The sequence below is a fragment of the Aurantiacibacter marinus genome (assembly GCF_001021555.1).
Lineage (GTDB): Bacteria > Pseudomonadota > Alphaproteobacteria > Sphingomonadales > Sphingomonadaceae > Alteraurantiacibacter > Alteraurantiacibacter marinus.
In genome coordinates, this window is record NZ_LDCP01000001.1 from 602271 (window position 1) to 624843 (window position 22573).

Annotated in this window: 25 protein-coding genes; 14 read left to right on the forward strand and 11 right to left on the reverse strand. The window is 60.1% G+C overall.

All coding sequences use genetic code 11. From position 1 onward, the window contains the following. The first annotated feature begins 79 nt into the window (after positions 1-79). The 3 genes from AB731_RS02985 to AB731_RS02995 all read left to right on the forward strand — a co-directional run bounded on the left by AB731_RS02985 (position 80) and on the right by AB731_RS02995 (position 2530). Complete coding sequence (locus AB731_RS02985) at positions 80-259, forward strand: hypothetical protein (RefSeq protein WP_052768879.1); 180 nt, start codon at positions 80-82, stop codon at positions 257-259. Beyond that, on the forward strand, positions 252-1622 hold the full coding sequence (locus tag AB731_RS02990; RefSeq protein ID WP_047092472.1) for a putative O-glycosylation ligase, exosortase A system-associated: 1371 nt from the start codon (positions 252-254) through the stop codon (positions 1620-1622). Before AB731_RS02985 ends, AB731_RS02990 begins: the two co-directional genes overlap by 8 nt. A gap of 284 nt (positions 1623-1906) precedes the next feature. Beyond that, positions 1907-2530, forward strand: coding sequence for a DUF4126 domain-containing protein (locus AB731_RS02995; RefSeq protein ID WP_047092471.1), 624 nt, complete (start codon positions 1907-1909; stop codon positions 2528-2530). A gap of 268 nt (positions 2531-2798) precedes the next feature. Here the strand turns inward: AB731_RS02995 and AB731_RS03000 are convergent, their stop codons facing one another. After that, positions 2799-4019, reverse strand: coding sequence for a polyhydroxyalkanoate depolymerase (locus tag AB731_RS03000; protein ID WP_047092470.1), 1221 nt, complete (start codon positions 4017-4019; stop codon positions 2799-2801). 246 nt (positions 4020-4265) lie between these two features. Between AB731_RS03000 and AB731_RS03005 the strand changes: the two genes are divergently transcribed. The 4 genes from AB731_RS03005 to AB731_RS03020 all read left to right on the forward strand — a co-directional run bounded on the left by AB731_RS03005 (position 4266) and on the right by AB731_RS03020 (position 9788). Continuing rightward, complete coding sequence (locus AB731_RS03005; protein WP_047092469.1) at positions 4266-6092, forward strand: ABC transporter transmembrane domain-containing protein; 1827 nt, start codon at positions 4266-4268, stop codon at positions 6090-6092. A 182-nt stretch (positions 6093-6274) separates the two neighbouring features. Beyond that, entirely contained in the window at positions 6275-8407 is a 2133-nt protein-coding gene (locus tag AB731_RS03010) for a M13 family metallopeptidase (protein WP_047092468.1), read from the forward strand. Positions 8408-8529: 122 nt separating this feature from the next. Next, positions 8530-9375: an undecaprenyl-diphosphate phosphatase gene (locus AB731_RS03015; protein ID WP_047092467.1), complete on the forward strand. Its 846-nt coding sequence runs from the start codon at positions 8530-8532 to the stop codon at positions 9373-9375. Positions 9376-9536: 161 nt separating this feature from the next. Beyond that, positions 9537-9788 (forward strand): hypothetical protein, encoded by a 252-nt coding sequence (locus tag AB731_RS03020; RefSeq protein WP_047093112.1) that lies wholly within the window; start codon positions 9537-9539, stop codon positions 9786-9788. Positions 9789-9903: 115 nt separating this feature from the next. Here AB731_RS03020 and phhA read toward each other — a convergent pair whose 3' ends face one another. From phhA to AB731_RS03035, 3 genes are read right to left on the reverse strand one after another with little or no spacing between them, the layout of a single operon-like run. Then, positions 9904-10851 carry a phenylalanine 4-monooxygenase gene (phhA, locus tag AB731_RS03025; protein ID WP_082126321.1) on the reverse strand — a complete coding sequence of 316 codons (948 nt, stop codon included), beginning with the start codon at positions 10849-10851 and terminating at the stop codon, positions 9904-9906. Positions 10852-10890: 39 nt separating this feature from the next. Next, positions 10891-11103 carry a hypothetical protein gene (locus AB731_RS03030; RefSeq protein ID WP_047092466.1) on the reverse strand — a complete coding sequence of 71 codons (213 nt, stop codon included), beginning with the start codon at positions 11101-11103 and terminating at the stop codon, positions 10891-10893. Further along, positions 11103-11393, reverse strand: coding sequence for a hypothetical protein (locus tag AB731_RS03035; protein WP_047092465.1), 291 nt, complete (start codon positions 11391-11393; stop codon positions 11103-11105). Before AB731_RS03035 ends, AB731_RS03030 begins: the two co-directional genes overlap by 1 nt. Positions 11394-11514: 121 nt before the next feature. Here AB731_RS03035 and recQ point away from each other — a divergent pair, with 121 nt between their 5' ends. The 7 genes from recQ to asd all read left to right on the forward strand — a co-directional run bounded on the left by recQ (position 11515) and on the right by asd (position 17002). Then, the gene (gene recQ, locus AB731_RS03040) at positions 11515-13314 is read left to right on the forward strand and encodes a DNA helicase RecQ (protein WP_047092464.1); all 1800 of its coding nucleotides are present in this window, start codon (positions 11515-11517) and stop codon (positions 13312-13314) included. A gap of 80 nt (positions 13315-13394) precedes the next feature. Then, entirely contained in the window at positions 13395-14306 is a 912-nt protein-coding gene (locus tag AB731_RS03045; protein WP_047092463.1) for an SPFH domain-containing protein, read from the forward strand. Positions 14307-14310: 4 nt separating this feature from the next. Continuing rightward, positions 14311-14517, forward strand: coding sequence for a hypothetical protein (locus tag AB731_RS03050; protein WP_047092462.1), 207 nt, complete (start codon positions 14311-14313; stop codon positions 14515-14517). 2 nt (positions 14518-14519) lie between these two features. Then, on the forward strand, positions 14520-14774 hold the full coding sequence (locus tag AB731_RS03055; RefSeq protein WP_047092461.1) for a hypothetical protein: 255 nt from the start codon (positions 14520-14522) through the stop codon (positions 14772-14774). Positions 14775-14835: 61 nt separating this feature from the next. Continuing rightward, positions 14836-15825 (forward strand): right-handed parallel beta-helix repeat-containing protein, encoded by a 990-nt coding sequence (locus AB731_RS03060; RefSeq protein ID WP_407921638.1) that lies wholly within the window; start codon positions 14836-14838, stop codon positions 15823-15825. 61 nt (positions 15826-15886) lie between these two features. Then, positions 15887-16150 carry a DksA/TraR family C4-type zinc finger protein gene (locus AB731_RS03065; RefSeq protein ID WP_047092460.1) on the forward strand — a complete coding sequence of 88 codons (264 nt, stop codon included), beginning with the start codon at positions 15887-15889 and terminating at the stop codon, positions 16148-16150. A gap of 9 nt (positions 16151-16159) precedes the next feature. Beyond that, a complete protein-coding gene (gene asd, locus AB731_RS03070; RefSeq protein ID WP_047092459.1) occupies positions 16160-17002 on the forward strand; it encodes an archaetidylserine decarboxylase in 843 nt (280 codons plus the stop codon). A 1-nt stretch (position 17003) separates the two neighbouring features. Here asd and ribA read toward each other — a convergent pair whose 3' ends face one another. The 7 genes from ribA to AB731_RS03105 form a co-directional block, all read right to left on the reverse strand. Then, positions 17004-18029, reverse strand: coding sequence for a GTP cyclohydrolase II (gene ribA / locus AB731_RS03075; protein ID WP_231638819.1), 1026 nt, complete (start codon positions 18027-18029; stop codon positions 17004-17006). Positions 18030-18070: 41 nt separating this feature from the next. Beyond that, positions 18071-18865 (reverse strand): exodeoxyribonuclease III, encoded by a 795-nt coding sequence (gene xth, locus AB731_RS03080; RefSeq protein ID WP_047092457.1) that lies wholly within the window; start codon positions 18863-18865, stop codon positions 18071-18073. Between the two features lie 413 nt (positions 18866-19278). Then, complete coding sequence (locus AB731_RS03085; protein ID WP_047092456.1) at positions 19279-19959, reverse strand: LolA family protein; 681 nt, start codon at positions 19957-19959, stop codon at positions 19279-19281. Positions 19960-20064: 105 nt separating this feature from the next. Beyond that, the gene (gene rpmG / locus AB731_RS03090) at positions 20065-20232 is read right to left on the reverse strand and encodes a 50S ribosomal protein L33 (RefSeq protein WP_047092455.1); all 168 of its coding nucleotides are present in this window, start codon (positions 20230-20232) and stop codon (positions 20065-20067) included. A gap of 148 nt (positions 20233-20380) precedes the next feature. Next, positions 20381-20785 (reverse strand): alternative ribosome rescue aminoacyl-tRNA hydrolase ArfB, encoded by a 405-nt coding sequence (gene arfB, locus AB731_RS03095; protein WP_047092454.1) that lies wholly within the window; start codon positions 20783-20785, stop codon positions 20381-20383. After that, positions 20785-21441: an RluA family pseudouridine synthase gene (locus tag AB731_RS03100; RefSeq protein ID WP_047092453.1), complete on the reverse strand. Its 657-nt coding sequence runs from the start codon at positions 21439-21441 to the stop codon at positions 20785-20787. Before AB731_RS03100 ends, arfB begins: the two co-directional genes overlap by 1 nt. Continuing rightward, complete coding sequence (locus tag AB731_RS03105) at positions 21438-22556, reverse strand: pyridoxal phosphate-dependent aminotransferase (RefSeq protein ID WP_047093109.1); 1119 nt, start codon at positions 22554-22556, stop codon at positions 21438-21440. The genes AB731_RS03100 and AB731_RS03105 overlap by 4 nt, the downstream gene beginning before the upstream one ends. Between the last annotated feature and the right edge of the window lie 17 nt (positions 22557-22573).

Genomic DNA, 22573 nt, shown 5'->3' on the forward strand with positions numbered 1-22573 from the left:
CTCTTAAACGGATTGTGCTTAACGCACCGTCAAGAGCTTGGCCCTATGGCGGGACTTCACAAGCTACCGGACCTTATCCTTGATCGACTATTTCTCCATCGCGCTTACGCACGGCCTGATCATGGTCGCCGCCTGGCGTTTGCTGATGCGGGACGATCTGGACACCGATACCGCGGCTGCGGCTGCGCCAGAGCGGCCATGGCTGAAAAACCGCGAAAATTTGGCTCCCGGCGATAGCGGGGCGAACGGCGATGCGTGATATCGTCCTGCTGATCTTTATCACCGCCATCCTGCTGATGGGCTTCAAACGTCCATTCCTGTGGGTGCTATTGTATATCTACGTCGATATCGTTTCGCCGCAGCTGATCGGTTGGGGCGTCATCCGCAGTCTGCACCTTTCGCTGGTGACATTCATTGCCGCCTTTGCCGGATATGTCGTGCTGGATAGCAAGGAAGGCAGCCGCTTCACCTTGCGTCAGGCTATTATCGCCGCGCTGCTGGTGTGGTGCGGCTACACCACATTGGGCGCGGTCTTTCAGGAATTTGCGTGGCAGAAATGGGACTGGGTCTGGAAAGGCATGTTCTTTGCCGCCTTCCTTCCGCTGGCCCTGCGCACCCGTCTGCGGTTGGAGGCAGCGGTGGTTGTGTTTGTCCTGTCCATTGGCGCGAATGCGATCAATGGCGGAATGAAGACGGTCTTCGGCGGCGGGGGGTACGGCACGCTGACCATGCTGGTGGACATGGATTCGGGCCTTTACGAAGGCTCCATCATGTCGACTGCCGCCATTGCGACCATTCCGCTGGTGCTGTTTCTGGCCCGGCGCGGCACGATTTTCCCGCCGAACTGGATGGTTTGGACCTTTGCCATTGCGCTGATCTTCGCCTGCATGCTGATCCCTATCGGCACAAATGCCCGCACTGGCCTTGTCTGCATCGCGGTTTTTGGCGTTCTGATGATGCGGCAGGTCCGGCATCGCTTCCTGTTTGCCGGAATGGCAGGGGTGGCCCTGGCCGCTTCTCTGCCTTTCCTGCCCGCCGAATTTGTCGAGCGAATGGAAACAATAACCGGCTTCCGCTCTGACGAAAGCGCATCCACCCGCATCGAGGTGTGGAAATGGACTTACCATTATGCGCTCACCAATCCGAATGGCGGCGGCTTTGATGCCTACCGCGGCAACAGCTTCACCTATGATCTGCCGCAAGTGACGGGTGAGGGAAACAACCGCCAGATCACTTACACCGAAGTAACGGACGAAGCGCGCGCCTATCATTCATCCTATTTCGAAGTGCTGGGGGAGCAGGGCTGGATCGGCCTGTTCCTGTGGCTGGCCCTGCAAGGTCTTGGCCTTTTGCAGATGGAGCGGATACGCTGGCGTGAAGGGCCAAAGCATGATGACCGCGACGTTTTCATGCACGATCTCGCCACTGCGCTTCAGCATGCGCAGATTATCTTCCTTGTCGGCGCGCTGTTTGTGGGCATTGCCTTCCAGTCCTTCGTGTTCATCCTGATCGCGATGCAATGCGCCTTGTGGAGCCAGTGGCGATTGAAGCGCAAAGGGTTTGAACCATCGGCAGTGGCGAAACGGCTGGCGCATAACCGTGAGGTGTCGTTGGTTTCGTGAAGCCGGATTATTTGTTTTAGGCAGACGCATCCGCGCCTGCATCCTCGGTGCTATTCCCTTCGCTGCGCTGCGGGGCACCTGCGGGCGCGTGGTCACGCTTTGTCGTTGCCTGGTCGGCACCGATTTCAGCGCTTCAATCCTAAGCAGTTGCAAGTCTCGGGCGCGACCAGCGACCGACATAGGGCGAACGCCCGCCCGCAGCGGGGCCAGCTTGCTGGCCATCTAGCTTCGCAAATCAAGACCCTTCTCGACAAGTGGCGGAATACCTTGGATAGTCCGCACCTATGGATGGGATCGCAGCACTCGGCATAATGGAGATTATCGGCATTGCCGGCAGCGCAAGCCTGCTGGCGGGCTGGCGTCTCTACATCGTGGTGCTGGCGACGGGCCTTGCGATGCGCAGCGGGTTTGTACCGCTTCCCGAACATCTGGAATCGCTGCAAGTCCTTGCCAATCCGTGGGTGTTGGGCATTGCCGGCTTCGGCGCGCTGGCTGAATTTTTTGCCGACAAGGTGCCATGGCTCGATAGCGCGTGGGACACGGTACACACCTTCGTTCGCCCGATCGGCGGCGCGCTGCTGGCATTGGCGATTGTCGATCCGGGCGACCCGGCGACGCAGGTGGTCGCCTTCCTGCTGGGCGGCGGCGGTGCTTTGCTGGCGCATGGCGGCAAGGCAGGCGCGCGCGCGGCGATCAACACCAGCCCCGAACCTGTCAGCAATATCGCCATGTCCACGGCAGAAGATGTCGCGACAGTCGGCCTGCTGTGGTTCGTTTACGAATATCCGTGGGCGGCGGCTGGCGTGGCGGCTTTTCTGGCGGCACTCGCAGTCGGGCTGATGCTGGCTGTGCGGAGGCTGATCCGTAGAGTGTTTGGCGGTCCCAAGAAGGATCCTGCCGAAGGGTAGGATTGGTTTGTTTCGTGAAGCTGCATCCGCGGCTTCGTCCTCGGTGCTATTCCCTTCGCTTCGCTGCGGGGCACCTGCGGTCGCGCGGTCGCGCTCTGTCGGTGCCTGGTCGGCACCGAATGCAGCGCCTTATTTGATAGACTGTGCTAGTCTCGGTCGCGAACAGCGATCGACAAAGGGCGAATGCCCGCCCGGACCGGCCCCGTAGCGTAGCGGAGGGAACAGCCGGGAGGACGAACCCGCGAATGCGGGTTTATGACGCAAATATTTAATTATGCGCCTCAATCCACTCATCGACCACTGGTGCGATGCGATTACGCCATTTGCTGCCGTTGAAAATGCCGTAATGCCCCACGTCGCGGGCAAGGTGGTATTTCTTCTTTGACAGCGGCAGATGCTCGGCAAGGTCCAGCGCGGCGCGCGTCTGGCCGATGCCGGAAATATCGTCATGCTCACCTTCGATGGCGAGCAGGGCTGTGTCCTTCACCGCATCGGGATCAATCGCTTTGCCGCGGTGCATAAATTCGCCCTTGGGCAGGGTATGGTTCTGGAACACATGCTCGATCGTCTGGAGGTAGAATTCCTCCGTCATGTCGCAGACCGAGAGATATTCGTCGTAAAACTCTTTCGTGCGGTCCGCACTGTCCTGATCGCCCACCGTCATGTGTTTGAACATTTCATAATGGCTGAGCATGTGATCGGACAGGTTCATGCTGATGAAACCTGCCAGCTGCAGGAAACCGGGATAGACTTTGCGGCCCGCACCGGGATAATTCATCGGCACAGTCGCAATTACATTGTCTTCGAACCAGCTGAGCGGCTTGTTCATCGCCAGGTCGTTCACGCTGGTCGGGCTGGCGCGCGTATCGATCGGGCCACCCATCATGGTGAGCGAAGCGGGGCGGCACTTGTCCTTGTCCGCTGCCATCACTGCCGTTGCAGCAAAGGCCGGAACGGAAGGCTGGCACACGGCCAGCATATGCGTCTGGGGGCCGAGGAATTGGAGGAATTCAATCAGGTAGTCGATGTAATCGTCCAGATCGAAGCGGCCTTCTTCGGTCGGCACCAGCCGCGCATCGGTCCAGTCCGTGATCCAGACCTGATGGTTTTGCGTCATGCGGTGGACGGTCCCGCGCAACAGCGTGGCGAAGTGGCCGCTCATCGGGGCGACAATCAGCAGCTTCGGCGCGTCTTTCGGCAGGTCATCGCGCACGAACCGGCGCAGGCCGCCAAACGGCTTTTCCAGCACGACGCTTTCGGAAATGGCTTTGAGCTCCCCATCGATCTCGATTGGCTCAAGATTGAAGTCAGGCTTGCCGCGATCTTCATAAAGATGGGCAAAAACCTTCAGCGCGCTGGCAGCGGCAGGGCCCATGCCGAAATAGCCCATCGGCAGAGCCGGATTGTCCAGCAAATTGGCGCCTACGGTGGCCCAGTTACCGGCTGAGGTGAACCAGGCTTTTTGCATTTCATATGCGGAATAAAGCAAACTTTGCGTCCCTTAAGAAGAATTCGGCCTTGCGAACATTTGGGCCACTCACAAGCATGTCAGCGGCTGCCCATACGCGTCATTTTTTATCTTATGCGGCGCGCATTGGATGATGAATAGTGCACGGCATGCCCGTTTCTGCGGCGTGTTGCAATGCGGCATAATGGGTCAGGGTCCCGCAATCGCGTGGGCTACCCTTTGGGCTGGCTTGACGGGCACCGCGATTGAGGTAGGGCGGCATGCAATATGGTGTCCTCCAAACAGCAAGACCCGCAGCAGCAAGACTCTGGACAGGCAGAGGGGCCCCAACCGGCCCGCACTCTGGGCCCGCTGCGGATGATTTTCCGTGAAGCGAAGAAATACCCGCTGCAAATCACCTTTGCGATGATTGCGCTGCTGGTAACAGCTGCGGTCATGTCACTCGCGATACCCTATGCCTTGAAGCTGGTGATCGATCGCGGCTTTAGCGGAGAGGGTGACATCAATCGGTGGTTCCGTTACCTGTTCGTCCTGGTCGGAGTGCTGGGCGTAGGCACAGCAGTCCGCTTCTATTTCGTAAGCTGGATCGGAGAACGCGTCGTCGCTGACATCCGGCGCAAGGTATATGACAATCTGCTGCGCCTTTCGCCGTCTTTCTTCGAGGAAAACAGCCCCAAGGAAATCAGCAGCCGGATGACATCGGATACAGCGATTGTGGAACAGGTGGTCGGCACCACGCTTTCCATTGCTTTGCGCAATTCGATCATGGCCGTGCTCAGCACGATATTTCTGTTCTGGCTGGTGCCGCAGCTTGCCATATGGCTGCTGGCCGGGATTCCCGTTGTTATCGTTCCTATCGTCGTATTCGGCAGGCGCCTGCGCGATGTCAGCCGCAGCAGTCAGGATAGCGTTGCGGATGTTGGCGGCATTACGACCGAAACCCTGTCTGCGATGAAGATCGTGCAGGGCTTCAATCAGGAACAGCGCGAAGGCCAGCGGTTCGGTGACGTGGTGGAAAAAACCTTCACCATCGCCAAGCGGCGCGTCGCCATTCGTGCGGCAATGACAGCCACATTGATTACGCTGATCATGGGCGCAATCACTCTGCTGCTGTGGCGCGGCGCGTTGATGGTGACAGAAGGCACAATCAGCGGCGGCACAATCGTCGCTTTCATTCTGGCAGGGATCACTGCAGCTGGCGCATATGGCGCGCTGACCGAGGTTTATGGCGATCTGCTGCGCGGTGCAGGTGCGGCCAGCCGCCTGAATGAACTGCTGGGGGCGGAGCCGGAAATCGGCCCGCCTGCTCGCCCGCAAGCCTTGCCGCAGCCGCCGCGCGGGGGACTGGCGTTCGAAAATGTCACGTTCAGCTATCCAACCCGCCTTGGCGAGAAGGCCATAGCCGATTTCAACCTGACGATAGAACCGGGTGAGACAGTAGCCATCGTAGGCCCGTCGGGTGCCGGAAAATCCACGATATTCCAGCTCGCGGAACGGTTCTATGATCCGCAGGGCGGGACCATCAAGATGGATGGAGTGCCGCTGAGGCAGGTGGACCCTGCAGACATCCGCCGCCGTATGGCGCTGGTGCCGCAGGAAGGCATCCTGTTTGCTTCCAGCGCACGCGACAATTTGCGCTATGGTGCGTGGGAAGCGTCCGAAGATGCGATCTGGGAAGCTGCTCGCAATGCCAATGCGGAAGACTTCCTGCGCGATCTGCCCGAAGGTCTCGACACATTTCTTGGCGAAGGCGGTGCGCGCCTTTCCGGCGGACAGCGCCAGCGCGTGGCCATCGCCCGGGCTTTGCTGCGCGATGCGCCGATCCTGCTGCTGGACGAGGCCACCAGCGCATTGGATGCCGAAAGCGAAAAACTGGTGCAGGATGCGCTTGAGGTGCTGATGCAGAACCGAACGACGCTGGTCATTGCGCACCGACTGGCCACTGTCCGCGCAGCAGATCGCATCATCGTTATGGAAGCCGGACGCATTGTTGAAGTAGGGGATCATACCAGCCTGTCATCGGCTGGCGGGCTTTATGCACGCCTTGCCTCCCTGCAATTCGACGAACAGGCGATGGCTGCGACAAGCGCCTGACGCATTGGTGCAGGTTCGAAGCGCCGAAACAGCCCGGAAAGCGCAATGTCTTGTGTCGAGTAGAATCGGCCCTAAATCGATACGGTAACGACAGCAACCGCTTGCCCTGCTTGGGCAGAGGCTGCCAAAAATAATAATAAAAACAATCGCAATCAGAACAAATTTCCAAAGAGGACTGCCGAATGATCCGCAAATTTCTTGCCACCACTGCCAGTATGCCGGTGCTTGCCCTTGGCCTCGCGCTGGCCGCACCTGCCGCTGCACAAGAAGAGCCCGCCCCGCTTCCGGAAATGGATTTCGGCACCTGGGGTGTCGGCATCGAAGGCATCGATGCGCAAATCGATCCGGGCGACAATTTCGATGCCTATGTGAATGGCAAATGGGTTCGCGAAAACACTATCCCCGCTGATCGCCAGCGTTTCGGCGCGTTCGATGTGCTGGCCGAAAAATCAACCGAAGACGTGCAAACGCTGATCCGCGATCTCGTGGCTTCCGATCCTGCCCCGGGCACCACCGCGCGCCGCATCGTCGATGCCTACAACGCCTATGTCGATGTCGAAGCGATCGATGCGACCGGCCTTGCTCCGGCGCAGCCATATCTGCAGGAAATTTTCTCCGCACCCGATCTCAACCGTCTGGTCGAACTGTTCGAAGAGCCTGGCTACCCCGGCCTGGTCAGCGCCGGCGTAGGCGCCGATGCGCGCAACCCGACCGACTATGCGGTCTCCATCGGTTTCAACGGAATGGGTCTGCCCGACCGAGACTATTATCTGGTCGATTCGGAAAGCAATCTGGCGATCCGCGAAGCTTATATGGACTATCTTGCCACCATGCTTGGCGCGGCGGGTTATACCGATCCGGCAGCAGCGGCCCGCGCGGTCTATGCATTTGAAGCGCAGGTGGCTGAACTGGAGTGGGCACGCCAGATGCTTCGCATTCCGCAGATGACCTACAATGAACTGACGCGGGAAGAACTGGTTGCGCTGGGCGGTGATTTCCCGGTTGAGACATTGCTCAATTCAGGCGGCTTTGCGGGCCAGGACCGGTTCCTTGCCTCGCAGCTTCCCCCGACTCCGGAAGAAATCGAAGAACTCGGCCTGACCGACGCACAGCTGGGCATGATTGGCGGCGGTTTGCCGGCCATGATGGAATTCCTGACGCAAGCACCGCTCGCCACGATCAAGGCCTATATGGCGGTGCGTTTCCTGGCCGGAAACGCCTCCATTCTCAGCAGCGAGCTCGACGAAGCGAATTTCGATTTCTTCGGCCGCACGATAGGCGGTGCGGAAGAGCAGCGTCCCCGCTGGAAACGCGGTATTGGCGTAGTGCAGGGTCTGCTCGGCGAGCAGCTGGGCGCGCTGTATGTGGAGCGGTACTTCCCGCCTGAAAGCAAGGCGCAGATGGAAGAGCTGGTGGGCAATCTGTCGCGCTCGATGAATATCGCGCTCGACAACAACCAATGGATGACGCCCGAAACCGTCGCCGAAGCCCGCAACAAGCTCAACGGCTTTGTGCCCATGGTCGGCTATCCCGATGAATTCGAGAAGTACGAAGGCCTCGAAATCAGCGCTACCGATCCGCTGACCAATGCAATGAACGCATCGCGCTGGCGGCAGCAGGATAACCTGGCCAAGCTCGGCACGCAGGTCGACCCCAGCGAATGGGGCATGCTGCCGCAGACGGTGAATGCCTATTACTCGCCGCTGACCAACCGCATCGTTTTTCCGGCGGCGATCCTTCAGGCACCGTTCTTCAGCGCGGATGCCGATCCGGCGGTGAACTATGGCGGGATCGGCGCAGTCATCGGTCACGAAATCGGCCATGGCTACGATGACCAGGGCTCGCAATACGATGCCACCGGCACATTGCGCAATTGGTGGCAGGATGCGGACCGCGAAGGGTTCGAAGACTACGCCAGCCGCATGGGCGCTCTGATCGAGGCATATTGCCCGGTCGAAAGCCCCGAAGGCCCTGTCTGCCTGCGCGCTGGCCAATCTATGGGAGAGACGCTGGGTGATGTGGTCGGCTTGCAGATGGCTTACCGCGCCTACCGCCTGTCGCTGAACGGTGAAGAAGCTCCGGTCATTGACGGTTTGACCGGCGATCAGCGCTTTTTCCTCGGCTTCGGCCAGATCTGGCGCGGGATGGAGCGCGAGGAATCCCTACGCAACCGCGTTATGACTGCCAACCACCCGCCGGGCGAGTTCCGCGTCAACAATGCGGTTCGCCACCTCGATGCCTGGTATGATGCGTTCAACGTCACTCAGGACGATGAACTGTATCTGCCGCCGGAAGACCGTATCCGCATCTGGTAACGTACGCCGCGGAAATGCACCAAAAGGCCCGCTGCCGGTATTATGCCGGCAGCGGGCTTTTTGCATGCGGCGTGCGGGCAATTGCTTGACTTGAAGCGGCCAGGCGGCATTGAGCCAATCCCATGACCTTTCTCCAGCTTCTGTTGATTGCCATCGTTCAGGGCATCACCGAATTCCTGCCGATTTCTTCGTCGGGCCACCTCATTCTGATACCGTATCTGACGGATTTTGCCGATCAGGGGCCGCTGATCGATGTCGCAGTCCACGTGGGTTCTTTGCTGGCGATCATCGTTTATTTTTTCAAAGATGTGGTGGTGCTGGCGCGCGGCGGCTTTGCCTCGATTGGCGTGGGCAAGGCTCCGGTGGAGCGGCGGCTGTTCTGGTGGATTGCGCTGGGCACCATTCCGGCGGTTGCATTTGGCCTGTCGATCAAGATGGGCCTTTTCAACGGCATTGCGGAAAGCTGGTTCAACATCACCGTGATCGATGATGATCTGATGTCCTCCATCCGGTTTACCGATCTTATCGCGGTCAATCTGATCTTTTATGGCATCCTGCTGGGCATTGCCGATTACTTCGGGCGCGAGGACAAGACATTCGAAGACATGACCTGGCGCGATGGTTTGCTGGTCGGTATTGCGCAGGCGCTGGCCATCATTCCGGGTACCAGCCGTTCCGGCGTCACCATGACCGCGGCGCGCGCGCTTGGATACAGCCGGTTTGAATCGGCGCGCTTTTCATTCCTGCTGTCGATCCCGGCTGTGGCCGGAGCAGGCATTCTGATCGTGCCGGAGATATTCGAAGCTGGTGGCGGCCTTGCGATGGAAGCTTTGATCGCCGGTGTGCTGACTTTCATAGCGGCTTTTGCGACGATGGCCTTTCTCATGAACTTCCTGAAGAAAGCGTCCATGCTGGTGTTCGTCATTTACCGCGTTGCGATGGGCGTGGCGCTGCTCGCCTTGTTCTAGATCCGCCGGCTGAATTGCCGGCACAGAGTTGCACACAGAATATTTTGCTGGGAACTTGTTGCCTCTGTGTGCTTTTCTTTATCCGAGTGTCGAATGCCCCGAGGGGTGATTCACTCCGAGAGGGCTGAGACTGGCCCTCTCTTTCTATGAAGGGGAATACCATGAAGAAGATTATCGCAGTTGCTTCCGCCGCCGTTCTCGGCCTCAGTGTCGCTGCATGTGACAGCGCCGCCGAAAACGAAATGGAAGACCAGGCTGAAGAAATGGAAGATTCCATGGACGCAGAAATTGATGCCATGGAAGATGCCGGTGAAATCACCGACGACCAGGCCGATGCCATGGAAGATGCTGTCGACGAAGACGCAGAAGCCATGGAAGAAGCAGCAGACACGATGGATGCTGAACCTTCCTAAGGCCTTCGCCTTACGAAACAGAAAAACCGGCGTCGGAGCAATCCGGCGCCGGTTTTCTTTTGTCCTGCGTTCACGTGTGTCTGATTACACAGTTTTTTGATTAGACAGTTTCTGATTAAATAGGGCGAGCCTTGCTTCCGCGGCCGCCGCGCAGGAAATATTCCTGGCTGCCCTTATGCACCACATTATCGACATCGATCACGGCAGAATTGGCGTAGGTGAAACTGGGGCCGAGATCGCGGTACAGACGATCGAAATCGCGCTCCACCGTCTTGCGGTAAAGGTCGTCAAAGCTCTCGATCACGAAATAGGTCGGCTGCAAATCGTCGATCACGTAATCGGTGCGCATGACCCGGTCGACATTCAGCATGATGCGGTTGGGCGACTCCGCCTCCAGCGCAAAAATGGCTTCGGTCGGGCCTGACAGGATTCCTGCGCCAAAGATACGCAGCTCATCATGCTCCATGATCAGACCGAATTCGACAGTATACCAGTACAGCGCGCCGAGCGCTTTCAGCCGGTTGTACCGCATCGCCTTCCAACCGGCGCGGCCATATTCCTGCATGTAATCGGCGAAGGTCGGATCGGTCAGCAGCGGAACATGGCCGAACACATCGTGAAATACGTCCGGCTCCTGGATGTAATCGAAGGTTTCGCGCGTGCGAATGAAATTGCCCGCCGGGAAGCGGCGATTGGCGAGATGCCAGAAGAACACGTGATCGGGGATCAGCATGGGCACAGGCACCACGCTCCACCCGGTAAGACGGTCCAGTTCCTCCGACATCTTGCCGAAATCGGGCACGCCGCCCTTGCCAAGGTCGAGCTTTTCCAGCCCGTGCAGCATGGCCGAACAGGCGCGGCCCGGCAGGATTTCCATCTGGCGCGCGAACAGATCGTTCCAGATCGCATCGTCTTCGGACGTATAGCGGGTTTGCGCGGGCTCCAGCCAATCCAGCCCGACATGCGCAGGCCGTTGCAGCGGGGCGGTAAAGACCTCGGGAGAGATTTCGGGGAGAGTTGCGAAGTCCTCTGCCCCATGGGACAATTCAGCGGCGTGTTTCATACTGTGAACATTACCACAGAGCGGAGGCCCAATCCAGTTTCACTCGATACTATCTTGCGCGGCTGGTTCAGCTGGCTCGGCATCTGGCGCGGTGATCCGCTCATCAAGCATTTCGGCGGCCTCGCTGATCGCCTGTTCTTCATCCTGTGTGATAGGTGGAACCGGATCTGCAGCCATACCATCACCGCAAGCGGGGAGCGTGCTGCACAGTGCCAGCAGCAAGGCGGCGCGCGCTCCCCGTTCGGTAATCATTATTCGGCAGCTTCCATCTCGGCCATGGCAGCTTCTGCTGCGCCCACTGCATCCATGGCTTCGTCGGCGGCCGTCTCGGCTTCTTCTTCGGTGACGTTCATGGTCGCTTCGGCTTCTTCGTCGGTCATTTCGGGCTCTGCCACGGCAACCGGCTCCGGCAGGTCAGCCATCGCTTCGTCTGCGGGTACTTCAACAGTGTCTGCAACAGCTTCTTCCGAAGCATCCGTAGTATCGCCGCAGGCGGCCAATGCGAAAGCCGCGGTCGCGGCAACAAATGCAAATTTCTTCATGGAGAGAGACCCTTCTCATCGTAATCAAATGGAACGTCAGCCTTAGCGCAGCGCGAAGCAAAGTGGAAATGCGCTTTATCGTGGGTGGTGGCGTGCCGTGCGATCTGCCAGACGAGCCGCAATGGCCTCGCTTTCCCCACCCCCTGCCGATTTGACCGTCGCACGCGCAGAATTGCGCCGGATATTCGGCTTCGACAGCTTTCGCGGCGTACAGGAGGCGGTGCTCGCCCGCGTGCTGGCAGGTGAATCGACACTGGCGGTAATGCCCACGGGCGCGGGCAAATCGCTCACCTACCAACTGCCCGCCACGATATTGGACGGCACCTGTGTGGTGATTTCGCCCTTGATCGCCCTGATGCATGATCAATTGCGCAGCGCGCGGGCCAACGGGATTGCCGCTGCAACGCTGACCAGCGTTGATGCCGATTGGCGGGAAACGATGGAAGCGTTTCGTGCCGGACAGCTGGATCTGCTTTACGTTGCGCCCGAACGCGCCAGCCAGCCTGGCTTTCGCGATCTCCTGTCGTCAGCCAAGATTGCCCTGTTTGCCGTTGATGAGGCGCATTGCGTTTCGGAATGGGGTCATGATTTCCGGCCTGATTATCGCCAGCTGCGCAGTCTGCTGGATGCCTTTCCTGATGTGCCCCGCGTCGCGCTGACTGCCACGGCAGATGAACATACGCGCGCCGATATACTGACGCAGCTCGGCATTCCTGAAGAAGGCATGGTGCTGGCGGGCTTTGATCGGCCCAACATCAACTACAGCATTGCCCAGCGCGGAACTCTTGCGGCGCAATTGACTGATCTGATGCATAAGGAACCCGGCCCCGGTATCGTTTACGCCCCCACCCGTGCGAAGGTGGAAAAACTGGCCGAACAATTGGCGGCAAACACCGGCAGGCCGGTGCTGCCTTATCACGCAGGCCTTGATCCGCAGGTGCGCGCCAGCAATCAGGCGGCGTTTGTCGGTTCGGAGAACATGGTGATTGTCGCCACGGTGGCCTTCGGCATGGGGATCGACAAGCCCGATGTGCGCTTCGTCGCCCACGCGGGCATACCCAAGTCCATTGAAGGCTATTATCAGGAAACGGGCCGTGCGGGCCGCGACGGCGATCCGGCGCGCGCAGTCATGCTGTGGGGCGCAGGCGATTTCATGACGGCGCGTGGGCGGCTGTCCGATGTGGACGAACACCGCCGCCAAAGCGAACATGCGCGGCTGGATGCTCTGGCCGGACTGGTCGAGACACCGGGGTGCCGCCGTGCGGTGCTTCTGCGGCATTTCGGCGAAGATCCTCCGCCAAAATGCGGCAATTGCGACAATTGTCTCAATCCGCCCAAAGTTTCTGACGCGACGGAGTTGGCGCGCAAATTGCTCAGTGCCGCTTATCGCACGGGGCAAAACTATGGCTTTGGCCATCTGGCGAAAGTGCTGACAGGCGACGCGGATGAACGGGTGCGGCAGCGCGGGCACGATTCCTTGTCGGTTTTCGGCATTGTTGACGGCGAGGAGGCCGCCCTGCTGCGTCCTCTGGCGCGCGCATTGCAGGCGACTGGCGCACTGGTGGCGAATGCCCACGGAGGGCTGGAGCTTGGCGGCGATGCCCGCAAGATCCTGAAGGGCGACATGCCGGTCGCCATCGTTGTTCCGCCCCCCAAGCAGAGCCGCAAAGGCAGGGGCACGCGCGACCAGGCACCCAATCCTGTTGGTGATCCCTTGTTCGAGGCCTTGCGCGCGCTCCGCCGCGATCTGGCCGCGCAGGCCGGTGTGCCACCCTATGTGGTGTTCCATGATGCCGTATTGCGCGCGATGGCTTCGGGAAGGCCCGCATCGCTGGAAGAACTATCCGCGATACCCGGTGTGGGCGAGAAAAAGCGCTCCGCCTACGGCGCGGCTTTCCTCAAGGCCATTCGGGACAATTAGACGGCATCCGATTACGATTGCGCAAGCTCCGAGTTTGATATAATAGTGATATCATATTTATATCAAACAGGAGGAATTGCATGGCCGAAGAACATATCCCGATGGAGCGCAGCCGCGAAAAAGCCGCGAGCGGCTTTAATGGCTTTGTGATGTTGCTTGTATCGCTCGGGCTGACGGCCCTTGCCCTGTGGTTCGTGGTGATGGGCGTCGCTGCGGAGAAATCGGGCGGATCAGGCGGCGGCATGATACTCATGGCCCTTATCACCTTCTTGGTCGGCCTGATCTCCTGGATCGGCTTTTACATGATCCAACCCAATCAGGGCGCAGTGATCACGCTGTTCGGCGAATATCGCGGCACAGACAGGACCGAAGGCCTGCGCTGGGTATGGCCCTGGATGGCCAAGAAAAAGGTCAGCGTGCGCGCGCACAACATCCATTCCGAACGCATCAAGATCAACGATCTGCGCGGCAATCCCATCGATGTCGCCTGCAATGTGGTGTGGCGCGTAAAGGATACAGCGCAGGCCGTGTTTGATGTCGATGATTACAAGGAATTCGTGAACATCCAGATCGAAGCGGGTTTGCGCACGGTCGGCGCGCGGCATCCCTATGACGATTTCGAGGAGGATGAAACGACACTGCGCGGCAGCCCTGATGTGGTGAATTCCGAACTGCAGACAGAGCTGAACGAACGTCTTTCCGCCGCTGGCGTGGTGGTCGACGAAGCCAGCCTGACGCACCTTGCCTATGCCTCCGAAATCGCTGGCGCCATGCTGCGCCGCCAGCAAGCAGAAGCCGTTATTGCTGCACGCACAAAGCTGGTGATCGGTGCGGTCAGCATGGTCGAAATGGCGCTCGAGAAACTGAGTGCGGATGGCATCGTCGAACTGGATGATGAACGGCGCGCGGCCATGGTTTCCAACCTGATGGTCGTACTGTGCGGGGAGCGTGAAGTGAACCCTGTGGTCAACGCAGGCACGCTTTACCAGTAGAACGATGCCCCGCACTTCTGCATCCAAAAAGGCGTTTGCCCTGCGGCTTGATCCGGCGCTCCATGATACGGTGGAGCGCCTTGCGGCAGGCGAACTCCGCTCGGTCAATGCCCAGCTCGAGATGCTGCTGCGGGAAGCCCTCGAAAAACGCGGCATCCGCGTTCCCAAGCCGGAGCCCCCGCGCCGGGGCCGGCCGCCGAAAGGAGAATAATCATGTTCGAAGCTCTGATTGGCAGGGATCCATGGTTTGCCCCGAAGCGGTATGGCTACGGCTCCGGCTTGCCAATCGCGTGGCAGGGGTGGGCGCTTACCGCAGTATTCGTTGCAGCCATTATCGGCTGCGGTTTGCTCATCGAAACAGGCCAAGTCATACTCGGTATTTTTTGCATGATCCTGTTTACACTAGCGTATCTTTTGCTGGCGAAGCGCCACACCGATGGCGGCTGGCGCTGGCGCAATGGAAGCTGACAAGGTGCAGGTCTTATCAGGCCATTAACCCATTTGCGCTACGCCCGCGGGCATGATGACCATGCGCTTCAACCCTTCCGCCCCCATCTCGGCCAAGCGTCTTTCCAGCAAGGCGATCCTCGCTCTGGCAGGGATTGCGATTGCCGCGATACCCGCTGCTGCTCTGCTGGCCCAGGGCGCGGCGGCGCCCTATACGGTGATGGAAACGGGACGCGGTTACGGCAATTTGCAGGACGCAGTGAACGCCATCGGCGATGCACGAGGGACAATTGCAATCGCGCCGGGCCGTCATGAACAATGCGCCGTGCAAACCTCCGGCGACATCAGCTATTTCGCCAGTGAGCCCGGCTCTGCCATTTTTGACGGCGTGACCTGCGAAGGCAAGGCTGCACTGGTGCTGCGCGGACGCAGTGCCGAAGTGGCGGGCCTGATTTTCGAAAACATGCGCGTGCCGGATTACAACGGCGCAGGCATTCGGCTTGAAACCGGCGATCTGACGGTGGCTGAAAGCTGGTTCCGCGATAGCCAGCAGGGCATTCTGACCGCCAGCGACACATCTGCGCGTCTGGTGATTGATCGCTCCACCTTCACCCGCCTTGGCACTTGCGAAGGCGCAGGCGGCTGCGCTCACTCGGTTTATACGGGCGATCTGGCGCAGGTGCGCGTCACCAACAGCCGGTTTGAACAGGGGCGCGGCGGGCATTATGTCAAATCCCGCGCCACCCGCGTGGATATCGCTGCCAGCAGCTTTGACGATGCCGCAGGACGGGCCACCAATTACATGATCGATCTGCCAGGCGGCGCCATGGGCCAGATCAGCAACAACTGGTTTGTGCAAGGTGCCGACAAGGAAAATTACAGTGCCTTCATCGCTGTAGCCGCCGAAGGCCGCAGCCATGATTCCAGCGCGCTCAACGTGGTCGGCAATGATGCCCGCCTCGCCCCCGGGGTGGATCGCAACACCGTGTTCGTGGCCGATTGGTCGGGCGATATGGGAGGCATTGGAGACAACGCCTTGGGCCGGGGCCTGTCGCGTTACGAAGTGCGCTGACAAAACAGGGGGCCGGAACGCTCTCCCCTCCTTGCCCGTTAATCGGGCAAGGAGATACAGCATGGCTGGTGGTTGGTCCCGCGATGGCGCGGTTCAGGAACAGATTGACGATACGGTGAGCGATGCGGTCGCCGCTGCACGCGCGCGCCTGCCCAAGGGTGAAAGCGCCGAATATTGCGACCTGTGCGGAGAAGACATTCCGGAAAAGCGGCGTTTGGCCGTGCCCGGTGTCCGCACCTGTGTTGCCTGCCAGTCTGGCCGCGATGCGAATGTGCGGCATTCGGCAATCAACAGGCGGGGTTCCAAGGACAGCCAACTGCGCTAAAGCCCGGTGATGTCCAACAATTTTATCCGCCTCCAGCATATGCTGCCGCACCATGCGATCTCCCGCTTTGCCGGAAAATTCGCTGGCAGCGAGGTAAACTGGCTGAAGGATTTGCTGATCCGCCGCTTCATAGCCTCCTACAGTGTCGACATGGCGGAGGCCGCACGGCCGATCGAAGCTTACGCAAGCTTCAACGACTTCTTCACGCGCGAACTGAAAGAGGGCGCTCGCCCGCTGGCAGACAGCGCGGTGCATGTCCTCTCCCCCGCCGATGGTGCGATAAGCCAGATCGGGACCATAGAGGCAGGCCGCATCTTTCAGGCGAAAGGCCGCCATTTCACTGCAAGCGAATTGCTTGGCGGTGACGCTGCTGCGGCGGAGCGGTTTGAAGGCGGCAGTTTCGCCACGATCTACCTCAGTCCCAAGGATTATCACCGCGTCCACATGCCAGCAGCAGGCGCGCTGCAATCGACCAGCTACATTCCGGGCGATCTGTTTTCGGTGAATCAGGTCACGGCAGAGAATGTCGATGGATTGTTCGCCCGCAACGAACGGCTGGCATGCCGCTTTGACGGGCCGCACGGGCAATTCGCCAGCGTCATGGTCGGCGCGATGATCGTGGCGGGAATCGAAACCGTGTGGAGCGGCCGCGTGGAAGCGCACAACCCCGCGCCGGTTCGGCATGACTTTGCCGATGGCGAGCACACCTTCGCCGCTGGCGACGAAATGGGCCGCTTCTTCCTCGGCTCCACCGCGGTGCTGTTGTTTGAACCGGGACGCGTCGCCTGGAATGCCGACATGCGCGCTGGTGACGCTGTGCGCATGGGTCAGGCACTGGGACGGTGGCTCTAGCTTATTTGAGCAAATGCCCGGCGCGGTCTCGCTTGGTCGCAAGATAACGGACATTGTGCGGATTGGCGGGCAATTCGTGCGGGACGCGCTCAATGACTTTGACGCCGGCATCCTCCAGCGCGACGACCTTTTCCAGATTGTTCGTCATCAGCCGCACATTGCCGACGGCCAGCAGATCGAGCATCCGCGCGGCCAGCGGAAAATCGCGTGCTTCTTCGGGTAGGCCAAGGCGGCGATTGGCCTCCAGCGTGTCGACGCCTTCATCCTGCAACCGGTAAGCGCGCAGCTTGTTCACCAGCCCGATCCCGCGCCCTTCCTGCCGCATGTAGAGCAATATGCCCCAACCGCCTGCTGCGACCTCGGCGCTCATCGCTGCCAGCGCTGCATCGAGCTGCGGCCCGCAATCGCATTTGAGGCTGCCGAAAATATCGCCCGTCAGGCATTCGGAATGCAGCCGGACCAATGGCGCGCGGTCTGACGTTTGCTGACCCAGCACAATGGCGACATGTTCGCGCATATCGTTCACACTGCGAAAGGCGATGATTTCAGCATCCTCCTCGCGCGCGATCGGCAGGTGTGCGCGGGTTGCAATGGCAAGGTTATGCGGATTGGTCCAAGCGGCCAGATCCATGCTTTTGAGCGCCACTGCTTCGCCTGGTGGATCAGGGTCGACCATGAAAGCCGGCAAGATTCCGGCAATGCGCGCCAGTTCCATCGCAGCAACTGCCGCAGTGCGCCACGCAAGTTCCTCCGCTTTGAACGGCCCTTTGAGCGGATAGTCGTTGTCCAGCGCCGGGTCGGCGACGGGCAGTGCGGCATGAAGATCGAGCGGCTCGGCGGCCCGGATCAGCGCGGGTGAATGGCCGCCGGCAGCAGCCCGCTGATTGGTCAGCCGCAGCGTTTCGGCGCGCGCCGCTGAAACCAGCAAATGCGCGGAGGTGGGCGTGCGAAGCGGCGCAGTTTCCACCGGCAGCAGCACGGGCGCCTCGCCAATCTTGATTGGCCAGCCATGGCGCAAAGCGTCCACCGCTTGCGCCACGCGCCGCTCAGGGGAAGGCGCTCTCTCGCTCAGAGATCGAACTCCGTGATGAGCGGGATATGGTCGGATGGCTTTTCCCAGCTGCGCGCATCTTCCAGTAGCCAGTGCCGCGTGCTTTGCGCCGCGAGATCAGGGCTCGCCCACATGTGATCGAGCCGCCGCCCGCGGTCATTTTCGCGCCAGTCTTTCGAACGGTAGCTCCACCAGCTGTAATACCGTTCCGGATCGCGAATATGTTCGCGCCCGATATCGGTCCATCCATGCGCGTCCTTGAACCGCTGCAATGTTTCCACCTCAATTGGTGTGTGGCTTACGACTTTCAGCAGCTGTTTATGGTTCCAGACATCGCTTTCGAGCGGGGCAACGTTGAAATCGCCGACGATCAGAGTGGGCCGGTCAACTTTGTCTGCCCAGCGAGTCATCCGCTCGAAGAAATCGAGCTTCTGGCCGAACTTGGGGTTTTTCTCGCGGTCCGGTTCGTCTCCGCCAGCGGGGATGTAGACATTTTCCAGGATCATGCCCTTGCCTGCGCCGCCCAGTTCCACACCGACATGGCGCGCCTCGCCATTGTCCTGCCAATCATGACGGGAAAACTCGGTCAGCGGCACGCGGCTGACGGTGGCAACGCCGTGATAGCCTTTCTGCCCATGGACAGCAGTGTGGGTATAGCCCAGCTCCGCAAATGCCTCATAAGGGAACTGGTGTTCCTGACATTTGATTTCCTGCAGGCACAGCACATCGGGCGCTTCCTCCTGAAGGAAACGCGCGACGATCGGCATGCGCAGGCGGACGGAATTGATGTTCCAGGTGGCGATAGAGATCATGCGGAAAGGCTTTAGGTGCATGATACGCTGCCAGCAAGGCGGCGTCTGTTTTCGCGTGGTCGCGGCATCCGCCCCTCCCTTGCGGCACTAGCCCTCTCCCCTCCTGGCCACCCAATACCTTATCGGAGAATCATCGGATGGCTTGGAAGGGGACGGGGCTGGAACCGGGCGCAGCGCATGGCGCAGTCAGATGCCACAAAAAAACAAAAACCCCCGTCGCGGGGGCGTTGCGACGGGGGTTCCTATTGAGCGTTCGTCACGCTTCGCAAGACGGGCTTTATCGAGAGCGGACAACAGGGGGGAAACCCGTCTCACCGCGTCTTGTTGACACAAACTAGGCGTTCCGGCCTGTCTGGCCAATGAATATCGGCGGTCGTTTGTCGCAAATTTACAACGAACTGGCGCTGATCGGTTTACCCGGGGCGACGGGACGAACGGCGCGGATCGCGGTAAGTGAATGCGCTGTCGGGCACGGACATGCCATACCGGTGGTTTCGGAGGCGCACCGTAGTGCGTGTGTTCTGCGAATCGAGTGCCACCCAGCTGGCCAGTTCAAGCCCGCCCGGCGCGCTTGCATCTTCGACAAAGATCAGCGTCATGATGCCGAATTCAGGACGCTGAGGATCCCGCACTGCGATGCTGACGACGTTGTTGGTGGAAGATGGCTGCAATGTGCCATAGCGCCGCATATCACGATTGGGATCAAGCAGCGCGCCCAGCGGAGAATTGCGGATCGGCCAGCGTTCTACCTGACTGACATCATAATCCACCAGCGTCAGAGCGCGCCCGTCAGACACGACAAGCATGTTCACATCGTCTTCGTATTCGAAGCGGATGCGGCCCGGATTGCGCAGCGTCAGTTCTCCGGAAACGGAATTTCCGGCCCTGTCCGTCTGGGTAAAATCGGCGCGCATCGTGGTAACCGCGCGCAACGCGCGGACGGCACGATCAAGCTGGTTGGCCTGAGGTTGAGCCACAGCAGATGTGACGGGCACCGCAAGCGATACCGGAATGGCCAGTGCGGCCGCGCCAAGCATGGCGGCGGCCCCCAAAGTGCGGGCAGGCTTCGAAAGATGGCGTTTGATAGCGTTCATGTTGCACTCCATAGGTGTGCAGCGTTGAACTGTCACTGAACTAGGTCAGTTCCCAATGTTCAGAATTGAGGTGCGCGGTTGGCAGATCGCAGCCGGTAAAACGGCTTACTTGATCTTGCCTTCCTTGTATTCGACATGCTTTTTCGCAACCGGATCGTACTTGCGGAAGACAAACTTCTCGGTGTGGTTGCGCGGGTTTTTCTTGGTCACATAAAAGTGGCCGGTGTCCGCAGTCGAATTCAGGCGGATCTTGATAGTTGCAGGCTTCGCCATGGTCTTACTTTCAAATGTCTGTGAGGGACCATAGCGGTCCGGAAAAAAACAAAAGCGACGCGATGCGCCGCCCTTCAGCGCGCGCCTCTGCGGCAGAGTCGGGGAAAAGTCAAGGCAATCTGCTTAATCGGGCTGCTCGTATCTGACCCTAGAAATCCACCTTGCCGCGCAGCGCCTTCTTTTGCCCTTGCGCTTTCTTGCCCGCCAGCCGCTTCGTCTTGCCGATGCGGTTCACGCGGGTTTTCTTGCGCGTCTTGGGTTCTTTCAGCGCAGCTTCGATCATGGCCGCCATCCGTTCACGAGCATCGCGGCGGTTGGCATCCTGCGTACGGTGATTGCGCGCGTCGATCACAATCTCGCCCGCGCTGTTCAGGCGATTGCCCGCCAGATCCTTCAGCCGGTGAAACACGCGCGGGGTGAGGCCGAGCGCGTAGATATTGAACCGCAGCTGCACTGCGGTGGCCACTTTGTTAACGTTCTGCCCGCCAGGGCCGGAGGCGGTGACAAACTGCTCCTCCGCAATGGCGTTCGCCCTATCTAGGACGGCGCCCATTACTCCGCGCCAAGCTTTTCGAAATCGGCGGGGAGGGGCGCGGTGGCGGTGATATCAGGCTTGCCTTCGCGCGGCATAGTGACGGCGCTGGCATGCAGCATGGTGCGGCTGACGCGCGGGTCTTTCCTGCCGTAAACCGGATCGCCCAGCAGCGCATGGCCAAAGGCGTGCTGCGCATGGATACGGATCTGGTGCGTGCGGCCGGTTTCCGGGCGAAATTCGACCAGCGTCAGCCCGCCGGCCAGTTCGGCCCGCTTGGTCCAGTGAGTGACGGAAGGCTTGCCCTTCTTCGCCACGATCATGCGCCAGCCCTTTTCGGCGCTGCTGATCTTGGAGAGGGCAAGGTCGATCGTGCCTTCATCGTCCTCTACCGGCCCTGCAACGATGCCGAGATAGGTCTTGGAGACGACTTTCTGCTCAAAGGCGGCATTGAACCGCTTCAGGGCCTTGGGATTGCGCGCGAGCAGCAGGCAGCCCGAGGTGTCCGTGTCGAGCCGGTGCACCGCCTGCGGCGCCCGCTGGAAGCCCAGCTTCAGACTGTCCAGATGGTCGGTCAGGGCAGGGCCGCCCTTGCGCGGTGTTTCGATGGGCATACCGGCTGGCTTGTTGATCACCAGGGCTTCGCCGTCTTCATAAAGAATGGGAATATGTGTCATGCAAAGGCGCTTTCGATGCGTCCCAGCGCCGAGTCCAGCACTTCCTCACTTGCGGCGAAGCTCAACCGGAAGCCATCGGCTCCGCCAAATGCACTCGCAGCTACCACTGCGACACCGTGATCAAGCAGGTGCAGCGCCAGCTTTCCGTCGTCTCCGCCGAAGCGTTCCATCATGGGCGAAGCGTCGATAAGGCAGTAGAACGCGCCGTCTGGCAGAGGCGTAGACAGGCCGGGGATCGCATTGATTCGGCGCGCCACCATGTCGCGGCGGGAACGGAATACCTCACGCCAGTCCGACAAAAACTCTTGCGGCCCTTCAAAAGCAGCGGCCGCAGCGGCTTGGCTGATGCTGGCCGCATTGCCGCTGGAATTGCTCTGCAACCGCGCCATCGCAGCAATCAGCCATTCCGGGCCCGCGGCGACACCAATGCGAAAGCCTGTCATCGCGTGGCTTTTTGAAACACCTGACACGGTGAGGATTCGATACGCGAGGTCCGGGCAGAGCGCGGCAAGCGTCGCATGCGGCTGCCGCGTGTATGATAGCGGCGCGTAGATATCATCGCTCAGCACCATGACTTGCGGATGACGGCGCAGCACCTTTGCAATGCCGTGCAACATGTCTGCGGTGAAAACCGCGCCGGTCGGATTGCCAGGGCTGTTGAGCATCAACCAGTTGGTCGCTGGCGTGATGAGCGCCTCCAGCTGGCCCGGATCGAAGCGGTAGCCGTTCTGCGCATGTGTCATGAGCGGGACGACGCGCCCGCCGCAAAAACGCACCATCTGCGGATAGCTGACCCACCACGGGCACGGCACGATCACTTCATCGCCGGCACTGACGGTTGCCACCAGCGCCTCGAATATCGCCTGCTTGCCGCCAGCGGTCACGATCACATTGGCGGGATTTGCGGCAATGCCGAGGTCACGCCGGAAATGCAGTGCGGCAGCCTCCTTAAGACGCGCTGTACCTGCAACAGGGGTATAGCGCGTTTCACCCGCATCGAGAGCCGCCTTGGCGGCGGCGATGACATGCGGCGGCGTATCGAAATCAGGCTCCCCCACGCTGAGCGAGATGATGTCGCGCCCTTCTGCCCGCAGCGCGCTGGCGCGGTCGGTCATCGCCGTGGTCGGGCTGG